Source organism: Anaerorhabdus sp. (assembly GCF_036657415.1).
Lineage (GTDB): Bacteria > Bacillota_I > Bacilli_A > Erysipelotrichales > Erysipelotrichaceae > Anaerorhabdus.
Genome location: NZ_JAVXGL010000033.1, coordinates 1 through 22,920, shown reverse-complemented (window position 1 = coordinate 22,920; position 22,920 = coordinate 1). Strand labels below are relative to the sequence as shown.

The following is a 22,920-nucleotide window of genomic DNA, read 5'->3' as shown; positions in this document are numbered from 1 at the left end:
ATTTATATGATCACCCAAATAACTTATTTGTTGCAGGATTCATTGGTTCTCCACAAATGAATTTCGTTGTTTGTGATGTAATCGAAAAATTCGATGGTATCTATTTAGTATTCGATAACAATATTCTTCACCTTGAAGATCACCGTGCTCAATCACTTAGAGACAATGGTTATGTAGGCAAACGTGTCATGATGGGAATTCGTCCTGAAAATCTTCACGATGTTGATTACTCATTAAAGAAATATAAAGATGTTATTAAAGCTAAAGTACAAGTATATGAATTAGTTGGAGCTGAAGTTTATTTATACTTTGAATGCAACAGCACAAATATGACTGCTCGTGTTGATCCAAATACAAAAGCACGCGTTGGTGATGAAGTAGATTTATACTTAGACTGTGATTCAATGCATTTATTCGATATCGAAACTGAACAAGCAATACGATAAACTATTTAAGGAATGTCAATCGACATTCCTTATTTTGAAGTTCTATATTTATATATAGTTTATTGTATGGCATAAACTAAAATGATAAAATAAAGTACGTAAGGGAGAATATTAATATGGTAGCTACAATTTCTGATGTTGCAAAAAAGGCGGGGGTCTCTATTGGAACAGTTTCAAAAGTATTAAAAAACTATTCTTACGTATCCGAGGAAACTCGTAAAAAAGTAATGGATGCCGTGAAAGAGTTGAACTATATTCCTAACTCTATCGCCAGTGCTCTATCTAGTAAAAAGCATGCGAAAGTTGCATTATATACCTACATCAATGATGCTAAACAAGCCATCGATGAAATTAATATGCAATATCTCCTAGGTGCTTTTTCGCAAGCTAAAGAATACGACTTAGAGGTTGTTACAATTTTTAGCCAATCACTTATTGAATTAAATACTGAAGAGTTAACACGTTATTTTATATCACAAGGAATTACTGCCATTGTTGTTTATGGTTTAAATAAAGAAGACACTGTAATTCATGGATTGATTGATAGTGGCTTATTCTATGTTGCACTTGTAGATGCACCGATTATAAACGCAAAAACATCTAGTATTATGGTTGATCATATCAACGGACAATATGATGTTGCTAAAGCAGTCATTGAAAAAGACTATTGCAAAAAAGTACTTTACTTAGCTGGAAAGCAAAACGGATATGTTACCGATATGCGTCTACAAGGAATCAAAAAACTTCAAAAAGAATATGGTTTTGAATTAAATGTTCAGTATGCTGATTTCAGTGAAAAGAAAGCATTTGATTTAACATTACGTTATGGCAATGATTGTGATACTGTTGTATGTGCCTCTGATTTAATGGCTATAGGTGCTGTGAATGCATTAATCAAAATGAATATCTTTAGACGTTGTTGTGGGTATGATGGCATTACATTAATGGGGTATGCTGGAAAGTCAATGATGACATGTAAAAATGACTTCTATGAAACTTCACGAAGTGCTATTTCCGAAATAAAAAGATTACTTGATGGTGAAGAAGGAAGAAGTGTTCTTCTTGATTATGAAATCAAAGTAATTACTTATGAAGATGTTATATTTTAAGGTCGAAAAGACCTTTTTATTTAAGACTTGCGGAAAACGTTTTCCTGTGGTATTCTTTTTTCGCGAGGTATGTTATGAATATTGAAAATAAACTAGTATCCACTTTAGGAAAAAGCATTGCACAATCAACAAATGAAGAACTTTATTTTTCATTACTAACCATCACAAAAGAACTATCAAGTGAAAAGAAAACCATTAAAACAGACAGAAAACTTTACTACATTAGTGCTGAATTTTTAATTGGTAAATTACTTTCAAACAATTTAATTAACTTAGGAATTTATGAAGAAGTTAGTGGTTTGTTAGCTCACAATGGTAAAAACTTAAATGATATTGAAAACATTGAACCAGAACCATCTTTAGGAAACGGTGGTCTAGGTAGACTTGCATCTTGTTTTCTTGATTCCATCGCAACACTTGGTTTATCGGGTGATGGAATTGGACTTAACTATCATTTTGGACTTTTTAAACAAGTGTTTGAAAAACATAAACAAACCGAAACTAAAAATACTTGGATTGACACAAACTCATGGTTAACTAAAACAAACCATACATATACCGTTAACTACAAAAATTTCTCATTACAATCAACACTTTATGATATTGATATTATTGGCTATGAAAATGGCATCAATAAACTTCATTTATTTGATGTTGAAACTATCGATGAATCAATTGTAAAAGAAGGTATCCATTTTGATAAAACAAATATCGCAAAGAATCTAACCCTATTCTTATATCCCGATGATAGTGATGAACAAGGTCATTTACTGCGTATTTATCAACAATATTTTATGGTATCCAACGGTGTTCAATACATTCTTGAAGAAGCTAAAAACAAAGGCATATCTCTTCATGAATTAGATAAGCACATTGTTATTCAAATCAATGATACGCATCCAACCTTAGTTATCCCTGAGCTTATTTCTCGTTTAATGATGGAAGGTATTCATATGCGTGAAGCAATTGTGATTACAAGTAATATTTGTGCATATACAAATCATACAATTTTAGCTGAAGCTCTAGAAAAATGGCCACTTCGTTATTTGCAACAAGTAGTTCCCCATCTAGTTCCAATTATTGAAGCTTTAGATACATTGGTATATGAAAAATATCATAATGAAAATCTACAAATTATTGATCATTCTAATCTTGTTCATATGGCAAGAATTGATATGCATACTTCATTTTCAATCAATGGTGTTGCAGCTATACACACAGATATTTTAAAGACTTCCGAACTAAAACCTTTCTATGAAATTTATCCATCTAAATTTAATAACAAAACGAATGGTATTACTTTTAGAAGATGGTTGATGCATGCTAACCATGAACTTTCTGGTTTCATTACTCAACTTATTGGTGATAGTTGGAAGAAGAATGCGGATGAATTAGAAAAATTATTACTGTATAAAGACAATGCTGTTGTTCTCGATAATTTATACGCTATTAAAAAAGATAAGAAAGTACAACTTGCAGCTGAAATTAAGAAACTTGAACATGTTGATATTAATCCAGAATCTATCTTCTGCATTCAAATCAAAAGACTTCATGAATATAAAAGACAACAAATGAATGCTCTTTATATTATTAATAAATACTTAGATATAAAGAATGGTATTTTACCTAAACGCCCAATCACATTCATTTTTGGGGCAAAAGCTGCACCAGCATATATCACTGCTAAGAATATTATTCATTTATTGTTATGCCTACAAGAACTTATCAATAATGATCCAGAAGTATCACCTTATATGAAAGTAATTATGGTGGAAAACTATAATGTCACCTATGCCGAAAAACTAATTCCCGCTTGTGATATCTCTGAACAAATTTCATTGGCTTCTAAAGAAGCAAGTGGTACTGGCAACATGAAGTTCATGTTGAATGGTGCTATTACTCTTGGAACAAATGATGGTGCTAATGTAGAGATTGCGGAACTTGTAGGGCCTGATAATATTTATACATTTGGTCAAAGTTCTGAACAAGTCATTGAGCATTATGCACACCATGACTATTGCAGTAAGGCTTACTATGATACCAATCCAAAAATTAAACGTGTTGTAGATTTTATCATCGGTGATGAACTTGCTCATATTGGCGATTTAGAAGCTCTTACAGCATTGTTTAATGAATTAGTGAATAAAGATTGGTTCATGACACTACTCGACTTAGAAGACTATATACGCGTTAAAGATTTAGCTATCCTTGATTATGAAGATCAAGAAAACTGGAAGAAAAAAATGTTGGTAAATATAGCCAAAGCTGGATTCTTCTCATCTGATCGTACAATCAATGATTACAACCAAGATATCTGGAAACTAAAATAGAGATGAATTAATTCATCTCTATTTTTTCATCATTTGTTTTCTTGTCATTAAACCTAAGATAAATGGCAATATTCCAATCAGTGCAAAGATAAATAACGTACTATCTACTGAAGAAATTGATATTAATACGCTCGATAATAATGGTGTAATCAACATAGGAATTCCTTCTGCTATCGCTACCGCAATTGTTTGTCCAGAACTCTTCATTGTCGTAGGGGTACTCTTTGCAATTAATACTTTACTTGAAATCATAATAAGTGGAAATGTAACACATTGTAAACAAGTAACCAATATCATTGTATTTGTTGTTTGCGCAAGTGAATAACCAATAAATCGTAATATATACATTGATATACCAAACAGTAATAAATTGATATCAACGAACTTTCTTAATAAATAAGCTCCTGCAAAAAACAAGGGCAATTCAACCATTGCTTGAATACTCCACCGCAATCCTATTGTGACTTCTGAAGCACCAAGCATCATCATTTTTTCAACAGTAGTATATGTATCTGCTGAGGCAATCAGGTTAATCAAAAATAGAATGCATACAATGCGTAAATAATCTTTGGATTGAAAAAGTTCACCAATATCTTTAATACTTGTTGGTGTACTTTTTTTAGCTTTCTGTGCATCTTGAATAAAAAAAGTATACGCAAAATTCATAAGGGCAAGCACTGTAAATACCCACCCTAAATTTTTATATCCATAATTTTGAATTATAAATGCACCGAGTGGACTTCCTATCATCCAACCTATTGCCCCAAATGCTCTAATCGCACCATAATTACTACGCATACCCTCATTGACTTCTAATGTCCATGCATCCTGTATTGCATTCGCTGTTCGTACAATACCCGATATTAATGATGCAAATAACACGCATAAAAGAAAACTCGAATTTTCAATTTGATACAAGATAAAAACACAGACTATTGTGATAAGAATCAATGCATTATACACCTTTTTATTTGTGCTAAACTTATCACACAAGTAACCTGCAAAGAATTGAAAGGCAATGGTACACAGAGCTGAACAAGAAATAACAATACCTCTTTGTACTACACTATAGCCAAGACTTTGCAGATATGTTTGCATATAAGAACCTGGTAATCCTAACCCTATAAAACTAATAAAGTAAAAGCCCGCTTGTTTTACCAATGTTCTATCAATATTCATAGTTTCCCTCTACCGATTTGTTGTTTTAATCCAACCACGCAACTTTTCACGTTGCATAAATAATTCATTAAAATCCTGTAACTTCCATTCCCAGTTTGGTGAACCAATTGTACCTGGTGTATTCATTCTTGCATAATCATCCAAACCTAATACATCTTGCATTGGAAGTATCGCAATTTCTGCAATGCTCGACAAGGTAAAACAACAGAAATCATCGACAATATTCTTCGCTTCATATCCCTCTATTTTTAATAATCGTTGTACTTCAATTTGAACATCTTTTTCTAAACTATCAAACCATCCTTTAATTGTTTGATTATCATGCGTTCCAGTATAAATAATCATATTCACTCGATCTTCAAAATTATTATTTGTTTCATTTGGATCAAATGTGAATTGTACAATTTTCATTCCTTTAAAATTAAAATGATCTCTTAGCTCATAAACTTCCTTACGTGGTAATCCTAAATCTTCGGCAATAATTTGCATATCTGGATGTTTCTTAAGCAAGTAGTCAAAGAACAGTTTCCCTGGTGCTTCAATCCACTCACCTTCCATTGCCGTTTCACAAGAGGCCGGTATTTTCCAATAGGTTTCAAACGCTCTAAAATGATCAATACGAACGATATCATAAAGTTTTGAAGCATACTCCATACGATCAACCCAGAAGTTAAAATCAGTTCCTATTAAATAATCCCAATCATAAATCGGATTACCCCATCGTTGTCCTGTAACACTGAAATAATCTGGTGGAACTCCCGCTACAAAAGTTGGTACATAATCCTCATCTAGTAAGAAGCAATTTTGATTACTCCAAACATCCAAACTATCACGTCCAACATAGAATGGTATGTCTCCCATAATTTTGATGCCCTTACTTTTTGCATAAGCACATAACTTTTTCCATTGTTTAAGAAGCATATATTGAATAAACATTTCTAATTCAATCTCTTGTTCTAAGTGAGAAATATCATATTGTTTATCATATATCCAAGCACTTTCTTCTTTTGACCATTCATACCATGGACGCATCTCATTTTGTTTTTTTAAGCTAATAAAAACTGCATAATCGTATACCCAATCTTCTTGAATAAAGGCAAGATAATCTGGAGTTTTCTCAAAATGATAAAAGGCTTCTTTAATCTTTTTTACTTTATATTCACGTGCTCTTTGATAATCTACACTGCTAGTTTTAAAATCAGGTAAATCATCACATTGTATCCATCCACACTCCACAAATTCATCTAGATCAATATACAATTCATCTAGTGCTTTTGAAGAATATGGTTGATAAGGAGAGTTGCCATATCCCAAGGGGTTTAATGGAAGTATTTGCCATATCTTAATACCTATGTCTGATATAAAATCAATAAATTCAAACGCTTTTCCTCCAAAATCGCCCACCCCATATTTTGATGGCAGTGACGAAATTGCCAACAACAATCCTGCTTTTCTCATTAGTATTCTCCTAGTTTATTTTTCTATAATTATTGGTTTTACTGTTACTTCTATTTCATTATTTTCAACCTGTATTTTTTCACCGCTTATTTTGTTGATGTATTCACCATCTTCAAAATCTGTTTTAACTTTTCCCTTATAGCCTCTTACATTAAATATTCCTAGCATCTTTTTATCACCAGCATAATATTCAATCATTAAGATATCTTCTTTATTTTCATGAAGAATATATTTATCATGATTAATCATAATTTCTTCATGTTTAATTTCATTTAGTTTCTTTATTAAATCACTGTGGTTCACACCATTATCGACAAGCGATATAACATCTTTATCGAAAAGTGAAGGATGTTTTGTAGCTCCAAACTCTTGTCCAGCATAAACAAAGGCAACACCTTTCGCAAAGAATGAGTAAGCTATCCAGTTTTCAACTTCTGTTTTATTTTGAACTAAGTTAGCAATACGTGGTTGATCATGATTTTCTAGATGTCTTAGTTTTAAAGCATCCTTTGGATAAATTGATTGTTGAAGAACATATGTTTTTTTAAATGCATCCAATGGATAATTACGTTTAAATACTTCTTGTGTAATTTCAAAAACATCATAGTCATAACAAATATCAAAGGCTTCAAAGATTTCATAGTCATTTGCGATTCCCCAACCACCATTACGAATCATATTAATGAAATGGGCGTGGACACTTTCTGCTAACCAAATAAAATTTGGATTGATATTAGCTACTCTTCTTCTAGCTTCTAACCAAAAATCAACAGGTACAATTGACGCTACATCAGCACGATAACCATCAATGCCAAGTTTTGCCCAATACGTTAACATATCCCACAACTCTTCGCGTAATCCTTGATTTGAGTAATCTAAGTCAACAATATCTGTCCAATCTCCTACTCGATTACCTAGCGTTCCTTTTTCCGTACGATAATAGTATTCTGGATGTTTATCAACGTACACATTGTCTGGAGATGTATGGTTTAATACAATATCAACCATGACTTTCATATCTAGCTTATGTGTTTCCTCTATCAATTCTTTAAAATCTTCAAGTGTCCCAAACTCTGGATTTATCGCACGATAGTCTGATATTGCATAAGGAGAACCTAGTGTACCCTTTCGACATTTAACACCGATTGGATTGATTGGCATTAAATATACCGTATCAAATCCCATTGCTTTAATTCGCGGTAAATCGTCTTGTACCTTTTTAAAAGTTCCTTCTTCACTATGATTTCTCACAAAAACTTGATAAATACTTTGATTCGCTATTTCTTTTCTTGTATCTTTAGCCATTGTTCGCTCTCCTTTTATATTCATCGATGACCCACATCGACATGCCCGCTATTTGTAAAATTGCCTGTTTTTGACCAATTTCTTTTGAACTTGTTTCAAGGGGATAGCTAGTTCCTATTCCTAAAAGTTCTTGTTCATATCCTTCATTTGCTTTCATATTTACCAATTCTTCATTATAGTGAAGCATCATAGAAGTTTCATAACCACCGGCATGATCACACATTCGATTTGACTCATCCATCACGCAATTACACTCCATTGAGTAAATTACTTTTTTATTTTTATTTTTAAAATATTCAGATACTTCTTTCATTACTTCTTCTTGTATTGGCGGATTATGTCCACTGATGAGGACAACCATTTCAAATCCTCTATTAAAACAATTTGCACAACCATTAATTAAATATTTTTTCAGTAATTCTAAATCAATTTGATAAAAGCTACCAGGTAGAACCATGCCACTAATTCCATCCATTCCGTATCCTGTGCCTTCTTGTGATTCAAAATCTTTATCCGCTGCATAATACACCGAAGGCATAACTACGCCACCAATTTTTTGGGCAACTGATTTACATAATTCCCTTGCTTTGATAGTGTCACAACCAAGAGGATTTTGTCTTCCATGCCATTCAATTGTTCCAAGTGGAAAATAGGCAACTGGAAATTGTTCAAGTCGTGATAATAATTCTCCTGGACGCATATTTTCTATTTCTACTTTTTCCGTTTCTTCTTTGTGGATATTGTCACTTATTTTTCTAACATCGTATTGTAATCGTTTCATAGTTATACAATCCTCAATGTTGCGTAGTCATGCATAATTTCTTTATCCCAGTAACTAATTACTTGAATATTTTCTTTCTTACATATTTCTTTGAATTCTTCACTTTTGAAGAATTCATAATCCGCAACACGCACTTTCCAATCAGGTGCTATTGCTTTTAATTCATCACTTTCCATTGCCGGATGTGTGAAGAATTCAGTAATACCTTCTGGCAAATTTTCTAACATCTTTCGATAGCTTTCCTTCATTGATTCAATCGATTCACGATCATTTGGAAATTTAGCACTATTCGGATTCAAATAATCTGTAACTGGAATTTGATTTTTATCTGCATATTCAACTAAATCCTTTGAATAATCATTTCTTGAAAAACGACAACCAACATGGTGTGCAATCGCTAAATCCAAGTAAGCTTTTGGTGCATCTATAAATGTTTTCATGTGATTGTCGATATGACTAATGGTTACACCCAATTGCTTTGCATATTGTATTTGTGCTTCAGCTTCCATAACTAAATCACTCACTTGTGCAGTCTTAAGACAATCCTTTGTAAAATGATAAAAATATCCTTGATCATCCTTTAGACGATTATTATTCGTCAACGCACGCCAACGATATGTATCCCATTCCGATGTATGTGTGATGTGTACACCTACACTACAATTCTCAAAGTTCTTAGCCATTTGAATTGCTTCAAGTATCCAAGGTGCATTCATTATCATTGTTGTTGATTGTATACACCCATGTTTAACTAAATCATTGATTGCCTCATTTGCTGCATGACACATTCCAAAATCATCTGCATTTACAATTAAATATTTTGCCATATCTATTCACCTACGATTTCTAATCCTTTAACCATCATTGTTCCTACACTTACTACAAATCCACATCCACCACTTTCAAGATCATCATCATGACACCATAACTCTTGATTGTTATAACTAACATTTATTAAATTACCTACAACTTGTACACATGTTAATATTTCATCATATTCATCAAAGATGAATTCTTTAGCTACGAGCACTTCGGTTTTTTTATTTAAAACTTTAATAATTTTTGCTTGGTTTTCTTCAAGAATAAATGCATAATATTTTCTTAATCCCTGCATTCTGAATATTATTCCACTAGATTTACTTCTCACTGGTATCAATGTGCTAATACATGAATAATCTTTCCATTCACGATTTCCTATATATAACAAACCATTCTCTTTTGTTGATGAAACACAGAATGTTGATAAATGATCTACTGCACTTTCATTCGTAGTTGTTGTAAATGCTTTATACCATGTTGGTGCCGCATGTCCTGTAAGATAATTAGGACTCATTTCAAATGTTGTTTCGTATTTGACATTGGGATTACCATAATAAGTAACATAATCTACAATGATTGTCTCTTGCACTTTATTTTCAAATTCAAGTCCAACACTGATAATTGGATATCCTTTGTTGCTAGGGATTCTCCATCTTGTTGTTACATCATTTTCAAAAAGTAGTGACTCTGATTTAATTCTTTCAATTTTCTCTTCACCGTTCACAATTTCCACAAAGAATTTTCCATGTATTTTCTCATTTAGAATCAACTTTGTTTCTAACCATTGCCCAGGAAAAATAGGAGGTGATTGCACTAATTCATACCCACTCGATTCTTGGTTTTTATCGTAATAATAAATATCTCTTTTAATACTTCCATTCTCTGCTAGTTCAACATAAAGTCCTTTTTGTTTAACTTCCATGTATGAGCCAAAACAGCATGAATCTTCACTATAAAATCCGTTAGTACTACCATAAAAATCAAAGCTATATTTTTTATCATATTCCTTACAATCATGATAAATTTTATTTCTTATATTTAATAAATTACATGTAATCGATGTAACATCTTGATTTACTTCAGCTGACTCTGCATTAACAACATATACTTTTTCATTGAATTCATTTTTCAAATAATCATATTTATAAATTCCTTCAAGTCCTAAACGAATACCTTCAATGCAACCCACATTTCCAGCATTACAATCCGTGTCCCAACCACATGATGTCGCAATACTAATCGCATTTAAAAAATCATTATCATTCATCAATAATGACATAAGTATTGCCAGAAAGTTTGTAACTATTGGACAATTTCCTTTGTATCTTTCATAGCTGTGTGTTGTCTCTATATAATCTCTAACTTCACGCCATGATGTATTCTTTGAACACACATCTATCATTTCATCGACATAATTTGTAACATCTGTTTCATCGAGAATCACACATGCTTTTTTAAGTGCTTTTTTGATATCTTTTTCTTCGTAAACAATCGCTTCTAAAATAGCGATAAAGGCTGCCATCTTGACTGCAATTCCATCATGAGAAACTTGGGCAGCAGCAATTGCGTTTTTCTTTGCAGATTCAGGGTGTCCTAAATGTATTAAGCCCCATCCATCTATAAAAATTTGTGAACCAATTTGTTCAGCACAAACCTTGCCATTGGTTTCGATTGCTCCACTTTTTGGGGCATCAATTCCATTTACTAGATTGAGATATGCTGTATGTTCAGTAGAGCGATAATAACCACCCCACCAAAATATTGTTTTATGTTCAATGATTTCATTAAGCCAAAAATCTCCAATGTCTTTGCTAGTACATTCACTCGCATCAATTTCTTTTAATACATTTATAAATGTAAATGTTCCTGACAAATCATCATCGACTTCAACTATTTTTGAACCTACTTGATTATGCACATAACTTTTTACTTCATCAAATGTATCCCTTATTCTTTTGTATGACCATCCCTCTACAGGTCTTCCTAGATAAACTCCAATTGTCTTACCTAGAACACCTGCATAGATTGCATCTTCAAGTCTATCGGTTAATTGTCGCATATAGTTCCTCAAGGAATTCATCTTTCTTAATTGAAGTCACAATAAAATGATTGCCGTTTTCTCTACTTTGCCATGATGTCATCCCTAAATCAGATGAACACTTTTTTAAATCCACACTTAACTTTCCACGTTCACCATTGACCATTTCTGGATGAAATACATACATCGCTGCCATTGGATCATGATAGCTGTATTCATTAAATCGTTCAAACCAAATATCTGCCATGTCTTTGATGATATCACTATATTTACCCTTAAGATTTTCATGCATATACGCTTTACTATGGTTTAATGAATAGGTCACATCACATGGATAAATAACCACTTCTTTAAAAGGCGCACTTAAAACAATTTCAGCTGCTTGGGGATCACAAATAAAATTCCAATCCACTAAACCTTTTTTACTTTCACTTGTATCAATTTTCCCACCCATTAAAACAAGGCGTTTTAACTTTGATATAATTTCTGGAAATTCAGTTATCGCAAGGGCAATGTTAGTGAGCGGTCCAATAGCTACTACCGTAACATCGCCATCAACATTCATGATATACTCTCTAAGAAATTTAGCTGGATTAGTTTGATATTCTTTTGATGCTACATCATACTTCGTTAATACCGCTGCTTGGGGACATTCTGGTTGGTGATTAATTGTTTGTTTATTAGCTAATTTTAATGGATCATCACTACCCACACAAATTTCAATCTTATTTTTCTTCGCTTTCTTAGTAAAGTAATCGCATAACTGCGCACGTTTCCTAGCTTCTCCTGTACATGTTGAAATTCCTACTATTTCACATGCATCATTATTCAACAAATAGGTTAGCGCAAATGAATCATCAATATCGCTCCCAATATCTGTATCTAGAATTATTCTCTCCATATTACTCTCCCCAACTTAATTTCAAATTGCTGAATTCTACTCCTTGTTTTCCATAACAGAAAAATCCTGGTCTAAGACTCATGAAGCCACCATAACTATTATGATTAAATGTTGATATATCAATAACGTTATTTATCTTCACAAAGGTTTCTCCATCATAACTGACATAGGATTTCCAATAAAAATCTTTAACACTTATTTTTATTTTGCGTACTAGTTGATCACAACTAATTTCATTTAATAGTTCATTATGGCGAATAATCTTAATCTTATTCGTTTCTATACCTATACCAATACAATGTTCTTCATTATAAAACATTGTAATTCCTGCGACTGTATCTTTAAGTACTGATAAATCACACTCTAACTCAAATGAATTCTTTGCAAGCGGAAATAATAATTTTTCAGAATTACCCATTGTATTTCCTTTTGCATATAATCTAAATCCATTTTCAATAGTCTCCACTTTTGCTTGTTCTTTAAAGGAAACAAATTCATTTTGAAGTTGTACAAATGTTTTTTCTTTTCCTGCAATACATTGATGAGTTCGATAGAACCATCCATGGTTATCCCATTCTATTTTTTCTATCAAACATTGACGGCCCCATAAGAATGCATCTTTTTGATAAGCATGATAAATACTATACCAGCCATCATCTGCATCAAAGATAGTCGCATGTCCTTGACAATACCAATCGTCATTTCTATCTTTCGCAACAATTATTGGATTATATGGTGAAAACTCCCAAGGACCTTCAACACTTTTGCTTCGTGCTGATAATACACGATGACCTGTTGCTGGCCCAGCAGTTCCACCTGTTGTAACAGTATAGTAAATCATATCTTGATGCACCATGAGTTTTGGACTTTCAATAAAGTCCCCTTCAATATCTTCATCATTATCGACAACAAAATCTGGAAATACTTTTCTAAGTGGTGATGTTCTTTTAAGACCATCTTCACTTAATTCGCACATCATCCCTTTACCCAAAAACAAATAATTTTTATTCTCATGTCTTAAAAAACCTGGATCTATGTACTCTTGAATATCCAGAGAAAGAGGGGCACTCCATGAAAACTTATTTATATCTTCACATGTGATTACCCAATTCTCATTTTCTGCATAGAAATAGATACATAATTTATTATTAATTACTGCAAGTTCAGGTGCCCATACATCTCGATCAAATTCTTGTAAACAAGACCCCATAAACTCCCAATCTATTAAATCCTTTGAACGAAACATTGGAAGTGCTGGACGATATTTCATTGAAGAGAAAACAACATAATAATACGCTTCAACTTTTACAATTGATGGATCTGGATAGTCACCTTGAAAACATGCTTTATTATGATTTGATTGCACCATCAGTCATACCTTTAATAATATGTTTTTGACCAAACAAGAAGACAATTAATACTGGTATGATTGCAAGTAATGTTGATGTTAAAATTAAATCCCATTGTTTTGTATAAGCCCCTGCAAAGTTAGATACTGCAAGTGGTAATGTTTGTATCGCATTTCCTTTACCTAATATTAATAGTGGTAACAAGAAGTCATTCCAAATCCAAATACCATTTAAAATTACAACTGTTACTATGATTGGTTTTAACATAGGTAAAATAATATAAATAAATACTTGCCATTTAGATGCACCATCAATTTCAGCTGCTTGTTCAATTGTTACTGGAATACCTTTAATGAATCCAGATAACATGAAAACTGACATTGCCATACCAAAACCTGTGTAAGCTAGTATCATTCCTGGATAAGAACGTAACAAGTTAAATCCCATTAATGGTAATGTCACATTTTGACTTAATGTTCTAAACCAAGAAACAAGTGGAAACATGATTACTTGGAAAGGTATAACCATTGCTGCTACGAACATTAAGTAAACAATTGTTGAAAACTTAGATTTATTTCTAGTGATTGACCATGCACACATCGAAGATATAATTGTGATTGTAACCAACGAACAAATCGTGATGACAACACTTGAAATAAAAGAACTACTATAATTAACTGCACGATCAGATAATACGGCTTTAACATTTTGAAACAATAGACCCCAATTTTCTGGAATCGCTAATGGATCCAGAATAATTTGTCCATTACTTTTTGCGGCATTCATAATTACAAGAAATAATGGAGATATAAAGATAATAAAGACGATAATTGCAAATATTTCTAGAAGCAACAAACCTATTTTTTTCTTGCTTATCATGATTCTACCTCTTTCTTTCTTGTTATACTTGTTTGAATTAATGATATGACAACGAGTGCTATAAAGAATAATACGGCTTTAGCTTGTCCTTGTGCCATCATATTTTCTACAGACGCTGTATTAAAGATATTCATTGAAATAACTTCCGTTGCTTTAATTGCCTGTCCCATAAACATCGTTGATGGTCCACCACCTGTTAATGAAAGTATTACATCATATTGTTTAAATGAATTGGTCAACGTCAAGAATAAGGTAATTGTGAATGCTGGCATAATCATTGGAATAGTAATTTTCTTAAGTCTTTGCCATGCACTTGCACCATCTAATTTACTAGCCTCAATCAATTCTGTTGGAACGTTTTGTAAAGCTGTATAGTAAATCATCATAATGTATCCTGCATATTGCCATGAAGAAGTCATAACTAAAGCAATGATTGCTAGTTTAGGATCTGACAAGAAGAATTTATTTGCTAAAAAGCTTATATTTGCCATCTCACCAAAACTAATAAATACATTATTAAAGATGAATTGCCAAATATAACCTAATACGATACCCCCAATTAAGTTTGGCACAAAGAATCCTGTACGGTATAAATTACGTCCTTTTACTTTAGATGAAACTAAAAGCGCAAGACTAAACGAAATTACATTAACCACTACGAAATTCAAAAGTCCAAAGACTATTGTAATCATGATTGAATATTGGAATCTTGTGTTTGTAACACTATCAATATAGTTTTTAAATCCTACAAAATCCAATGTACTTTGAGTAATCCCTGTCCAGTTTGTGAAAGAGTAATACACTCCTAGACAAAACGGTACAGCGATAACAATCAAGAAAGCCAAAATTGCGGGTGTTGCAAAAAGTGTATAAAAGATTTTATCTTTTCTCTTCTTTTTCAACATTCCTGTTTTATTACGTTTCACGTTAAATCCCCTTTCTGATTTTATAAAAGCAGACAGTTTGATCTGTCTGCTTAATTGTTTCTGTCGAATTATTTAGCTAAAGTTCCAATTGCTTCAGTAAATAATTTTTCAAATTGAGCTTGATCAATTTGTCCTAATGCTAGTTGGTTATAGATAGGACCAAGCGTATTCATATTAAATCCATCAGGTGTAGAATATTGATTTGAGAATGAATATGCAGGTTTTCCATCAGCAACCCATTTAGCTAAGAATGAAGCAAGTGGTGTAGCAGGAGTATAAGCATTGTTTTTGAATGCAGGAACTAAGTTAATTTCATTAACAATTAATGCTTGTCCAGCATCACTGCTAGAAAGATCATTCAAGAATTTTTTAGCAAGATCAATGTTTTTAGAATCTTTGTTGATGCAGTAGTAAGAAGGTGCACCAATAAATAATCCTTCTGAAGGTGTATTACCTAAACTTGCATAAGGTGCGAATCCCATTTCAAATTCTCCGCCGCCTTCTTTAATATTTTGTTCAGCCCAGCTTCCTTGGTGTAAGAATGCATATTTACCAGCACCAAAGGCAATCATTTGTTCACTTGTGTTACCAACTGTTAACATTTTTTCATCTGTATAATCGAAGATTAATTTAACCCAGTTTGCATAATCAGTTAATCTAGCTGGATCAACTTGTCCTGCTAATACTTGGTCAATCACTGTTGTATCAGATGGATCAAGACCTGCAGATAAGTAAGCTGCAAAGTCATGGTTACCAGTAACCCAGTAAGCACCATCTGCTGCTGTCATAGAAACAACTCCAGTTAAACCTAATTCATCTTTCATACTGTCAATCTTTTCAAATGCTGCTTTATAAGCATCATAAGTAGTTAATGTAGCAGGATCAATTCCAGCTTTGTCTAGGATATCTTTATTATATGCTAAGCCCCATCCTTCTACTGCAACTGGATAACCATAAACTGTACCTTCTTTTTCGAATGCATAGTCTGTGTTTTGAACCCAAGCTTCATCTGTTAAAGGTGCCATGATATCTTTATATAATTGATATCCACTTTCACCTTCAATAATGAAGATATCTGGAGTTTCACCAGCATTAATGTCAGCTTTCATACCAGCTCCATAGTCACATTCACCTGTACAAGTTTTTACTGTAACTTTAGCGTTGTTTTCAGCTCCCCATTTGTCTGCATAAGCTTGTAATGGAGTAGTAACCTCAGCCTTATTTTGATAAATAACTAAGTTTGCTGTTTCTCCTCCTTTTTCACCTTCAGTATTACCTGTAGTTCCACCGTTGTTGCTACAACCAACTAAGCTTGTTATAAGTAGTCCTGAAAGAATTAATGTAAGAAATTTTTTCATTTAATTTCTTCCCTCCTTTTATGTTTCTAGCATATAAGAAAACGTTTTCTATGTCAAGTGAAAACGCTTTCCTTTTTTCAAATTATTTCTATAATTTCCTTATCTTCTGTAATCTTTATCTCCATATTATAGCTTGATAAACTGCTTAAAACCCTTTGTTTATCGGCTAAAATGTCATTGCCGCAGTGAATATAATATATCTTATCCACCCTATATTTATTCGCTAAAACCATATCTACGATAACATTTGCGTTAAAATGCCCCGTTTCGCACATTAAAATGTCACAACCGTCTCTTAACAATGGTATTAAATCATCATAAGAATCCACATCTCCTGAGTAAATTATTACTTTATTTTCAGCTGTTATTCTAAATGAATAAGATGTCCAGGGCTCCTCTTTTTGCATATGATAATTATGATTTGCCTCAACTTTTATATTTTCATCTTGATAGATAATTCCATCTTGAATGAGTGACGCATTCATTTTATATCCTAATTTGAATCCTCCCTCAGTTTCTTGTAGCATCATCATCAAACCATCCCAACTTCTTTGATTCGGATAGTACACATCAAGTTGGCCTGCAATAGGAAAACCTTTTCCTATCAATGTGTTTTTACGAATATTCCACAATAAATTACCAAGTCCACCCACATGATCCATATGTGAATGACTAATAAAAATCGCTTTTACCTTCAGCAAATCTACTCCCATCATTGATGCTGTATACGAACAACCTTCTCCCGCATCAAACCAATAAAACTGATTATTTATTTCTAATGCAAAAGATACATGTTTTCTTTCTTTTATTGGTTCAGTTCCAGCCCCAGTTCCAAAACAGTATAATTTCATTTCACTCATTATCATTAATTTATAAACTAATAACTATCCTTTCCATTGAATTACAATCTAATTTAAACGCTTCTTACGCTAAAAAAGCAATTAGAATTTACTCTTCATGCTTTATTATATCTATTTGATTCTTTTATCATTCGTTGTAGTTTATGAACACGCTTTTTGAATTCACTAAAATCATTAAGTCTCCATTGCCAATTTGGATTTCCCACAGTACCCGGTGTATTTAGTCGACAATCTATTTTTTTATTTAAGATATCAACCATTGATATGATTGCGATATCCGCATTTGATTCTAATGCATACTGTATAAAACTATCTGCAATAATAGCCTGTTTCAAGTTATGTCTTCTGAAATATTTACGGCTTAATAATTTATCTTCTTTCGACAAATTATTATACCAAGAACGAATCGGCTCGTTATCATGTGTCCCTGTATAGATAATTAGATTATTTCTATCTTTCTTCATTTTAGGTAAATGCCATGAGTATTGTATAATACGCATTCCTTTTAAATTAAATGCGTCTCTCAACTCATATACTTCTTCACGCATCTCTCCTAAATCTTCCGCAACAATCTTAATATCTGGATATGTTTTATAAATCGTCTCAAATACTTTATGACCTGGGGCTTCTAACCATTCACCTTCACGAGCTGTTGGACATTCACCTTTAATTTGCCAGTATGTGTCAAAAGCTCTGAAATGATCAATACGTACTACATCAAATAGCTTTGACGAATAATCTAACCGATCTAGCCAAAACGCAAACCCATCTTTTTCTAACTTTTCCCAATTATAAATCGGATTACCCCAGCGTTGACCATCTTCACTGAAATAATCTGGTGGTACTCCTGCTACAACAGCAGGCACACCCTTCTCATCTAACAAGAAATCTTCTTGGTGTATCCACACATCATCACTGTCTAAACCTACATAGAATGGCATATCACCCATAATTTCTATATCAAGTTGATTTACATAACTCCTCAATGCTTTCCATTGTTTGAGTAAGATAAATTGAATAAAGATTTCATAGTTGATTGATTCTTCATCTACTTCAACTAGTTTATTTTTAAAATAATTTTTGTATTCACTTGACCATTCATTCCAACACTTCATACCATTCAACTTCTTAAATGTAATGAACATTGCGTAATGATGTACCCATTCCAATTTAGAAAAATCCTCAAACTCTTGGTTGCGCTCAAATTTTTGGAATGCTTGTATCAAATACTTTCTCTTGAATTCACGAACCGCATCATAGTCAACCACATCTGAATCTTTTTGAAATACTTCTACCTCTTCTAATAAACCATTTTTCACCAATAAATCTAAACTAATGTACAATTCATCCATTGCTTTAGATGAGTATGGCTGATAGGGTGAATTACCATATCCAAGTGCATTTAAAGGTAGGATTTGCCAAATCTTAAATCCACTTTTCTTGATGAGTCTCACAAACTCATATGCATTTTCCCCAAAATCTCCAATACCATGATTAGAAGGCAATGACGATACCGGCATTAATATCCCTGATTTTCTCATTATATCTCTCCAAATACTATTACCACTATTATAGCAACAAATAAAAAAATTATTAAGAAATAAATACTTAATAACTTTTATTTGCTCTACTTTACTAAATTAATTCCTTATAATGTTTTATTCCAAATTCTTCAAAAAGTTCATTAATTTGTTCTTCCTTAGAACTATAAATACGCTTCATTATTTCAATCTTTTCATCAACAGTTCCACAATGGATCTGTCGATGACAAACCGGGCAAAGGCATACTAAATTCTTACTTCTATCCAAATTATACTTAGGATTATTCTTCTGAAATTTCATTGGAATAAGATGATGTATTTCTACATAGTTTTTTCCTGTTGCTCTTGATATAAATGTTTTATGAGAATTGTCACATTCACAAGTGTAACCTTCATTTTCTGCGTATGTCTTGCCAATTTGTGCATCCCTTTTATAAGTAGATCTTCCATTTTCAATAAGAATTTCAGGAATTCTATTATCACGTTCAGCAAGTTCTTCTTTTGATAAAATAGCATTTGATGAATCAAGTAATTGTACAACATACATTTCTTCCTCAATAAGCTCTTCCACTGTTTCAGCATTAGGATTATACCCATAATATATCCCTCTTGAAATCTCTATATTACGCTTCCAGTAATCCTTTTTAAACGCTAAAACATAAAATTTCTCTTTCCAGTGAACAAAAACAATCACATCGCCTAAAAATATTTTTTCACGTAATTTGATGAATTTATTACCGTCTGTCTTATGTTTACCGACTTTAAGTTGATCTTTTGGGAAATCTCTAGCAACAGAAATTGATGTCTCTTCAAAAGAATATGTAGTACTATGATTCGAAATGATTTTAGGTATTACTCTCGTCTCAAGCTCCACCCACACACCATGACTGAATTCTATATAATTTTTAAAGAAATCCATAGATTTAGTAGTTATAGCTATATGTGAGGTTTTTCCGCTTCTCCCCAAACTTTTATTTTGACTTATTAAGTCCGCATCCCTCAAATCCTTAATAATCATATCTACATCATCATCAAATTTTATCTCCAAATGTTTATTAATGAATTTTATTATATTTGTTATTTCATTTTTACTGATATTTTTCAACGTTTCCATGATATCACCTCTTTAAATTAATTATATCAGAAGTATTTTCAAAAAGAATAATTTTATTTCTTAATTAATGCCGGATTTTCGCCGGATATTGTGTTATTATAATTGAGGTGAGAATAATGAAAATAAAAGTTGCAACTGTTTTTAGTGGAATTGGAGCATTTGAACAAGCATTAAAAAAGCTAAACATAGATCATGAATTAGTTTTTGCCTGTGATAACGGTGAGAGAGAATTACCTTATACCTTCGATGAAATTCATAGCTTCATTAAAAATAAAAGTCAAAGCGAGCAAAAAAAATATATTGACCATCTATACAATAAGTTAAAAAAGAATAATTTAGTTGAGGAAAGTTTTTTAGCAAATTATCCAATTAACGAAGAGAATTTTTTTCAAGATATTCGCTTCGTTAATTTTGAAAATTACAGAAATAAACTAGATATTTATGTTGGAGGAAGCCCCTGTCAATCCTTTTCAATAAGTGGTAAACGTTTAGGATTAGAAGATGCTCGAGGCACTCTTTTTTACGATTACGCAAGACTCATTAAAGAATCAAAACCAAAAGTATTCATTTATGAAAACGTTCCTGGCATTCTCAGCCACGACAAAGGTTTTACATGGTCAAAAATCTGTGAAATTTTTGACGACTTGGGCTATAATTGGAAAATGAAAGCTTTAAATTCACGAGACTATGGAATTCCACAAGATCGCAAGAGAGTTTTTGTTGTTGGTTTTAGAAATGATTTGAATTTAAAAAAAGAATTTTCGTTCCCTAGAAAAGTAATTTTAGATAAATCAGTTTCTGATTTTTTAGAAAGCAATATCGATAAAAAATATTACCATGGTGAAAAAGGGTTCAAATGGATAACCAATGAAAAAAATCTAAAAAAAAGAGTTAGTATAAACTCTGTAATTTGCCGTACTCAAGCCGCAAATCAGCAATTTAATTGGTGCGGCGAAATGAGATTTGAAGAAGCAACAAAAGAATTAAAAAACAAATTAGGCACCGATAAGCACCTCGGTGTCTTCGACCAAAAAAAAGGATATGCTAGAAAACTAACCCCTAGAGAATGTTTAAGACTTATGGGATTTAGTGACGATTTTAAAATAGTTATCTCCGATCAACATATGTATCGTCAGTGTGGTAATTCTATCGTTGTTAATGTATTAGAGCATTTAATTAAGTCAATAATTGAGACAGGAGTATTTGATGAAAAATAGAAAAATAAAATTAGCAACCGTTTTCAGCGGTATTGGTTCGGTTGAATACGCTTTAGCACGAAGTAATATATCACATGAAATAGTTTTTGCGTGCGATAATGGAGATATAGTTTTAGAAGATATCGATTACAATTTAGAACTCAAAAAAATAAAATCATTGAAAAAAATTCAAGAACAGTTTAGTTATGCACAGAGCTTATATAAATGTTGTAAGAAAAGCAATTATGTAGAGTTGTCCTATAAAGCTAATTACAATATACTTCCAAACCGCTTTTTTTATGATGTAAAATTAATAGACGGAACTAAATTTACAAATAAAGTTGATTTGTTTGTTGGAGGTAGTCCATGTCAATCTTTTTCTTCGATGGGGTATCAAAAGGGATTAGAAGATGCTAGAGGCACACTTTTTTATGATTTTGCTAGATTAATCAGTGAAATCAAACCTAAAGTTTTTATTTACGAAAATGTTCAAGGATTATTAAATCACGACGATAAAAAAACTTGGAAAGTCATGCAAAAAATATTCGATGATTTAGGATATCATTACAGTTATCAAGTACTGAATTCAAAAGATTTTGGAATCCCTCAAAATAGAAACCGATTATTTGTGGTCGGTTTTAGAAACAAGAATTTTTTCAAAAAATTTAGCTTTCCAACAGCAAAAATATTGAATTATACACTGCAAGATTTTTTAATTGAAAATTGCAGAGAAGGCTGTTTTGATTATTCAAACATTAAGCATGAGCCAGGTATTGTCGACAAAAAATATTTTCTTTCTGATAAAGTCACAAAACATGTCATGAGTGAAGGAACAAAAGAATACAAAATGTCTCCTAAAACTGATTTAAAAATCGCTCGTCCACTTCTAGCAACAATGCATAAGATGCATAGAGCTGGCGTAGATAATTACATCACAATCAACCAACGACTGCGTCGTTTAACACCTCGAGAATGTCTTAGATTAATGGGGTATGGAGATCATTTTAAACAAGTAGTTTCAGACACGCAGATGTATAAACAGTGTGGTAATTCCATAGTAGTTGATGTCATGAACAATATTCTTGAGCAAATAAATCTAACCGGTGTTTTCAAAAGCGAATAGCATTTGCACAAAAAAACAAATAATTATCAACATAGAATTAAGTTTTATAATCAACCGTTTTTCACAAAAATATTTTAGTTAAGCAGAATGAAACAATCATCTGCTTTTTATATACTTTTCTTCTTATATACTTTAGTATGAATTCTACATGGTGCAAACAGTCCATAACACCTTACACATAATAAACATTTATAATATTATTTTAGTT

The 22,920-nt window shown here is 32.2% G+C and carries 19 protein-coding genes; 5 read left to right on the top strand and 14 right to left on the bottom strand.

What is annotated here, in order from left to right:
* The 3 genes from RSB60_RS06380 to RSB60_RS06370 all read left to right on the top strand — a co-directional run.
* Positions 1-446 (top strand): TOBE domain-containing protein (locus RSB60_RS06380; RefSeq protein WP_332615219.1); only part of this gene is annotated, 446 nt, incomplete at its 5' end.
* 116 nt (positions 447-562) lie between these two features.
* Positions 563-1,555: a LacI family DNA-binding transcriptional regulator gene (locus RSB60_RS06375; protein ID WP_332615217.1), complete on the top strand. Its 993-nt coding sequence runs from the start codon at positions 563-565 to the stop codon at positions 1,553-1,555.
* Positions 1,556-1,629: 74 nt separating this feature from the next.
* Entirely contained in the window at positions 1,630-3,885 is a 2,256-nt protein-coding gene (locus tag RSB60_RS06370; protein WP_332615215.1) for a glycogen/starch/alpha-glucan phosphorylase, read from the top strand.
* 18 nt (positions 3,886-3,903) lie between these two features.
* On the opposite strand, the gene RSB60_RS06365 is transcribed toward RSB60_RS06370, so the two are convergent.
* The 14 genes from RSB60_RS06365 to RSB60_RS06300 form a co-directional block, all read right to left on the bottom strand.
* Positions 3,904-5,064 (bottom strand): MFS transporter, encoded by a 1,161-nt coding sequence (locus RSB60_RS06365; protein WP_332492012.1) that lies wholly within the window; start codon positions 5,062-5,064, stop codon positions 3,904-3,906.
* 9 nt (positions 5,065-5,073) lie between these two features.
* Complete coding sequence (gene malQ / locus RSB60_RS06360; protein WP_323382731.1) at positions 5,074-6,522, bottom strand: 4-alpha-glucanotransferase; 1,449 nt, start codon at positions 6,520-6,522, stop codon at positions 5,074-5,076.
* Positions 6,523-6,537: 15 nt separating this feature from the next.
* Positions 6,538-7,851 carry an alpha-amylase family glycosyl hydrolase gene (locus RSB60_RS06355; protein WP_332476198.1) on the bottom strand — a complete coding sequence of 438 codons (1,314 nt, stop codon included), beginning with the start codon at positions 7,849-7,851 and terminating at the stop codon, positions 6,538-6,540.
* Positions 7,820-8,608 (bottom strand): creatininase family protein, encoded by a 789-nt coding sequence (locus RSB60_RS06350; protein WP_332615212.1) that lies wholly within the window; start codon positions 8,606-8,608, stop codon positions 7,820-7,822. Before RSB60_RS06350 ends, RSB60_RS06355 begins: the two co-directional genes overlap by 32 nt.
* Positions 8,609-8,610: 2 nt before the next feature.
* The gene (locus RSB60_RS06345; protein WP_332615210.1) at positions 8,611-9,435 is read right to left on the bottom strand and encodes a polysaccharide deacetylase family protein; all 825 of its coding nucleotides are present in this window, start codon (positions 9,433-9,435) and stop codon (positions 8,611-8,613) included.
* A 2-nt stretch (positions 9,436-9,437) separates the two neighbouring features.
* On the bottom strand, positions 9,438-11,486 hold the full coding sequence (locus tag RSB60_RS06340; protein WP_332615208.1) for an ADP-ribosylglycohydrolase family protein: 2,049 nt from the start codon (positions 11,484-11,486) through the stop codon (positions 9,438-9,440).
* Entirely contained in the window at positions 11,467-12,366 is a 900-nt protein-coding gene (locus RSB60_RS06335; RefSeq protein WP_332615206.1) for a nucleoside hydrolase, read from the bottom strand. Before RSB60_RS06335 ends, RSB60_RS06340 begins: the two co-directional genes overlap by 20 nt.
* Position 12,367: 1 nt before the next feature.
* A complete protein-coding gene (locus RSB60_RS06330; RefSeq protein ID WP_332615204.1) occupies positions 12,368-13,735 on the bottom strand; it encodes a family 43 glycosylhydrolase in 1,368 nt (455 codons plus the stop codon).
* Positions 13,716-14,594: a carbohydrate ABC transporter permease gene (locus RSB60_RS06325; protein ID WP_323382816.1), complete on the bottom strand. Its 879-nt coding sequence runs from the start codon at positions 14,592-14,594 to the stop codon at positions 13,716-13,718. Before RSB60_RS06325 ends, RSB60_RS06330 begins: the two co-directional genes overlap by 20 nt.
* A complete protein-coding gene (locus RSB60_RS06320; protein ID WP_323382817.1) occupies positions 14,591-15,520 on the bottom strand; it encodes a carbohydrate ABC transporter permease in 930 nt (309 codons plus the stop codon). The genes RSB60_RS06325 and RSB60_RS06320 overlap by 4 nt, the downstream gene beginning before the upstream one ends.
* A gap of 68 nt (positions 15,521-15,588) precedes the next feature.
* Entirely contained in the window at positions 15,589-16,878 is a 1,290-nt protein-coding gene (locus RSB60_RS06315) for an ABC transporter substrate-binding protein (protein WP_332492027.1), read from the bottom strand.
* A gap of 77 nt (positions 16,879-16,955) precedes the next feature.
* Entirely contained in the window at positions 16,956-17,729 is a 774-nt protein-coding gene (locus RSB60_RS06310) for an MBL fold metallo-hydrolase (RefSeq protein ID WP_332615201.1), read from the bottom strand.
* A 104-nt stretch (positions 17,730-17,833) separates the two neighbouring features.
* Positions 17,834-19,279 (bottom strand): 4-alpha-glucanotransferase, encoded by a 1,446-nt coding sequence (gene malQ / locus RSB60_RS06305; RefSeq protein WP_332615198.1) that lies wholly within the window; start codon positions 19,277-19,279, stop codon positions 17,834-17,836.
* A 94-nt stretch (positions 19,280-19,373) separates the two neighbouring features.
* Positions 19,374-20,393 (bottom strand): HNH endonuclease, encoded by a 1,020-nt coding sequence (locus RSB60_RS06300; RefSeq protein WP_332615196.1) that lies wholly within the window; start codon positions 20,391-20,393, stop codon positions 19,374-19,376.
* Between the two features lie 116 nt (positions 20,394-20,509).
* Between RSB60_RS06300 and RSB60_RS06295 the strand changes: the two genes are divergently transcribed.
* On the top strand, positions 20,510-21,610 hold the full coding sequence (locus tag RSB60_RS06295; RefSeq protein WP_332615194.1) for a DNA cytosine methyltransferase: 1,101 nt from the start codon (positions 20,510-20,512) through the stop codon (positions 21,608-21,610).
* Positions 21,600-22,712, top strand: coding sequence for a DNA cytosine methyltransferase (locus RSB60_RS06290; protein ID WP_332615192.1), 1,113 nt, complete (start codon positions 21,600-21,602; stop codon positions 22,710-22,712). The genes RSB60_RS06295 and RSB60_RS06290 overlap by 11 nt, the downstream gene beginning before the upstream one ends.
* Positions 22,713-22,920: the final 208 nt, after the last annotated feature.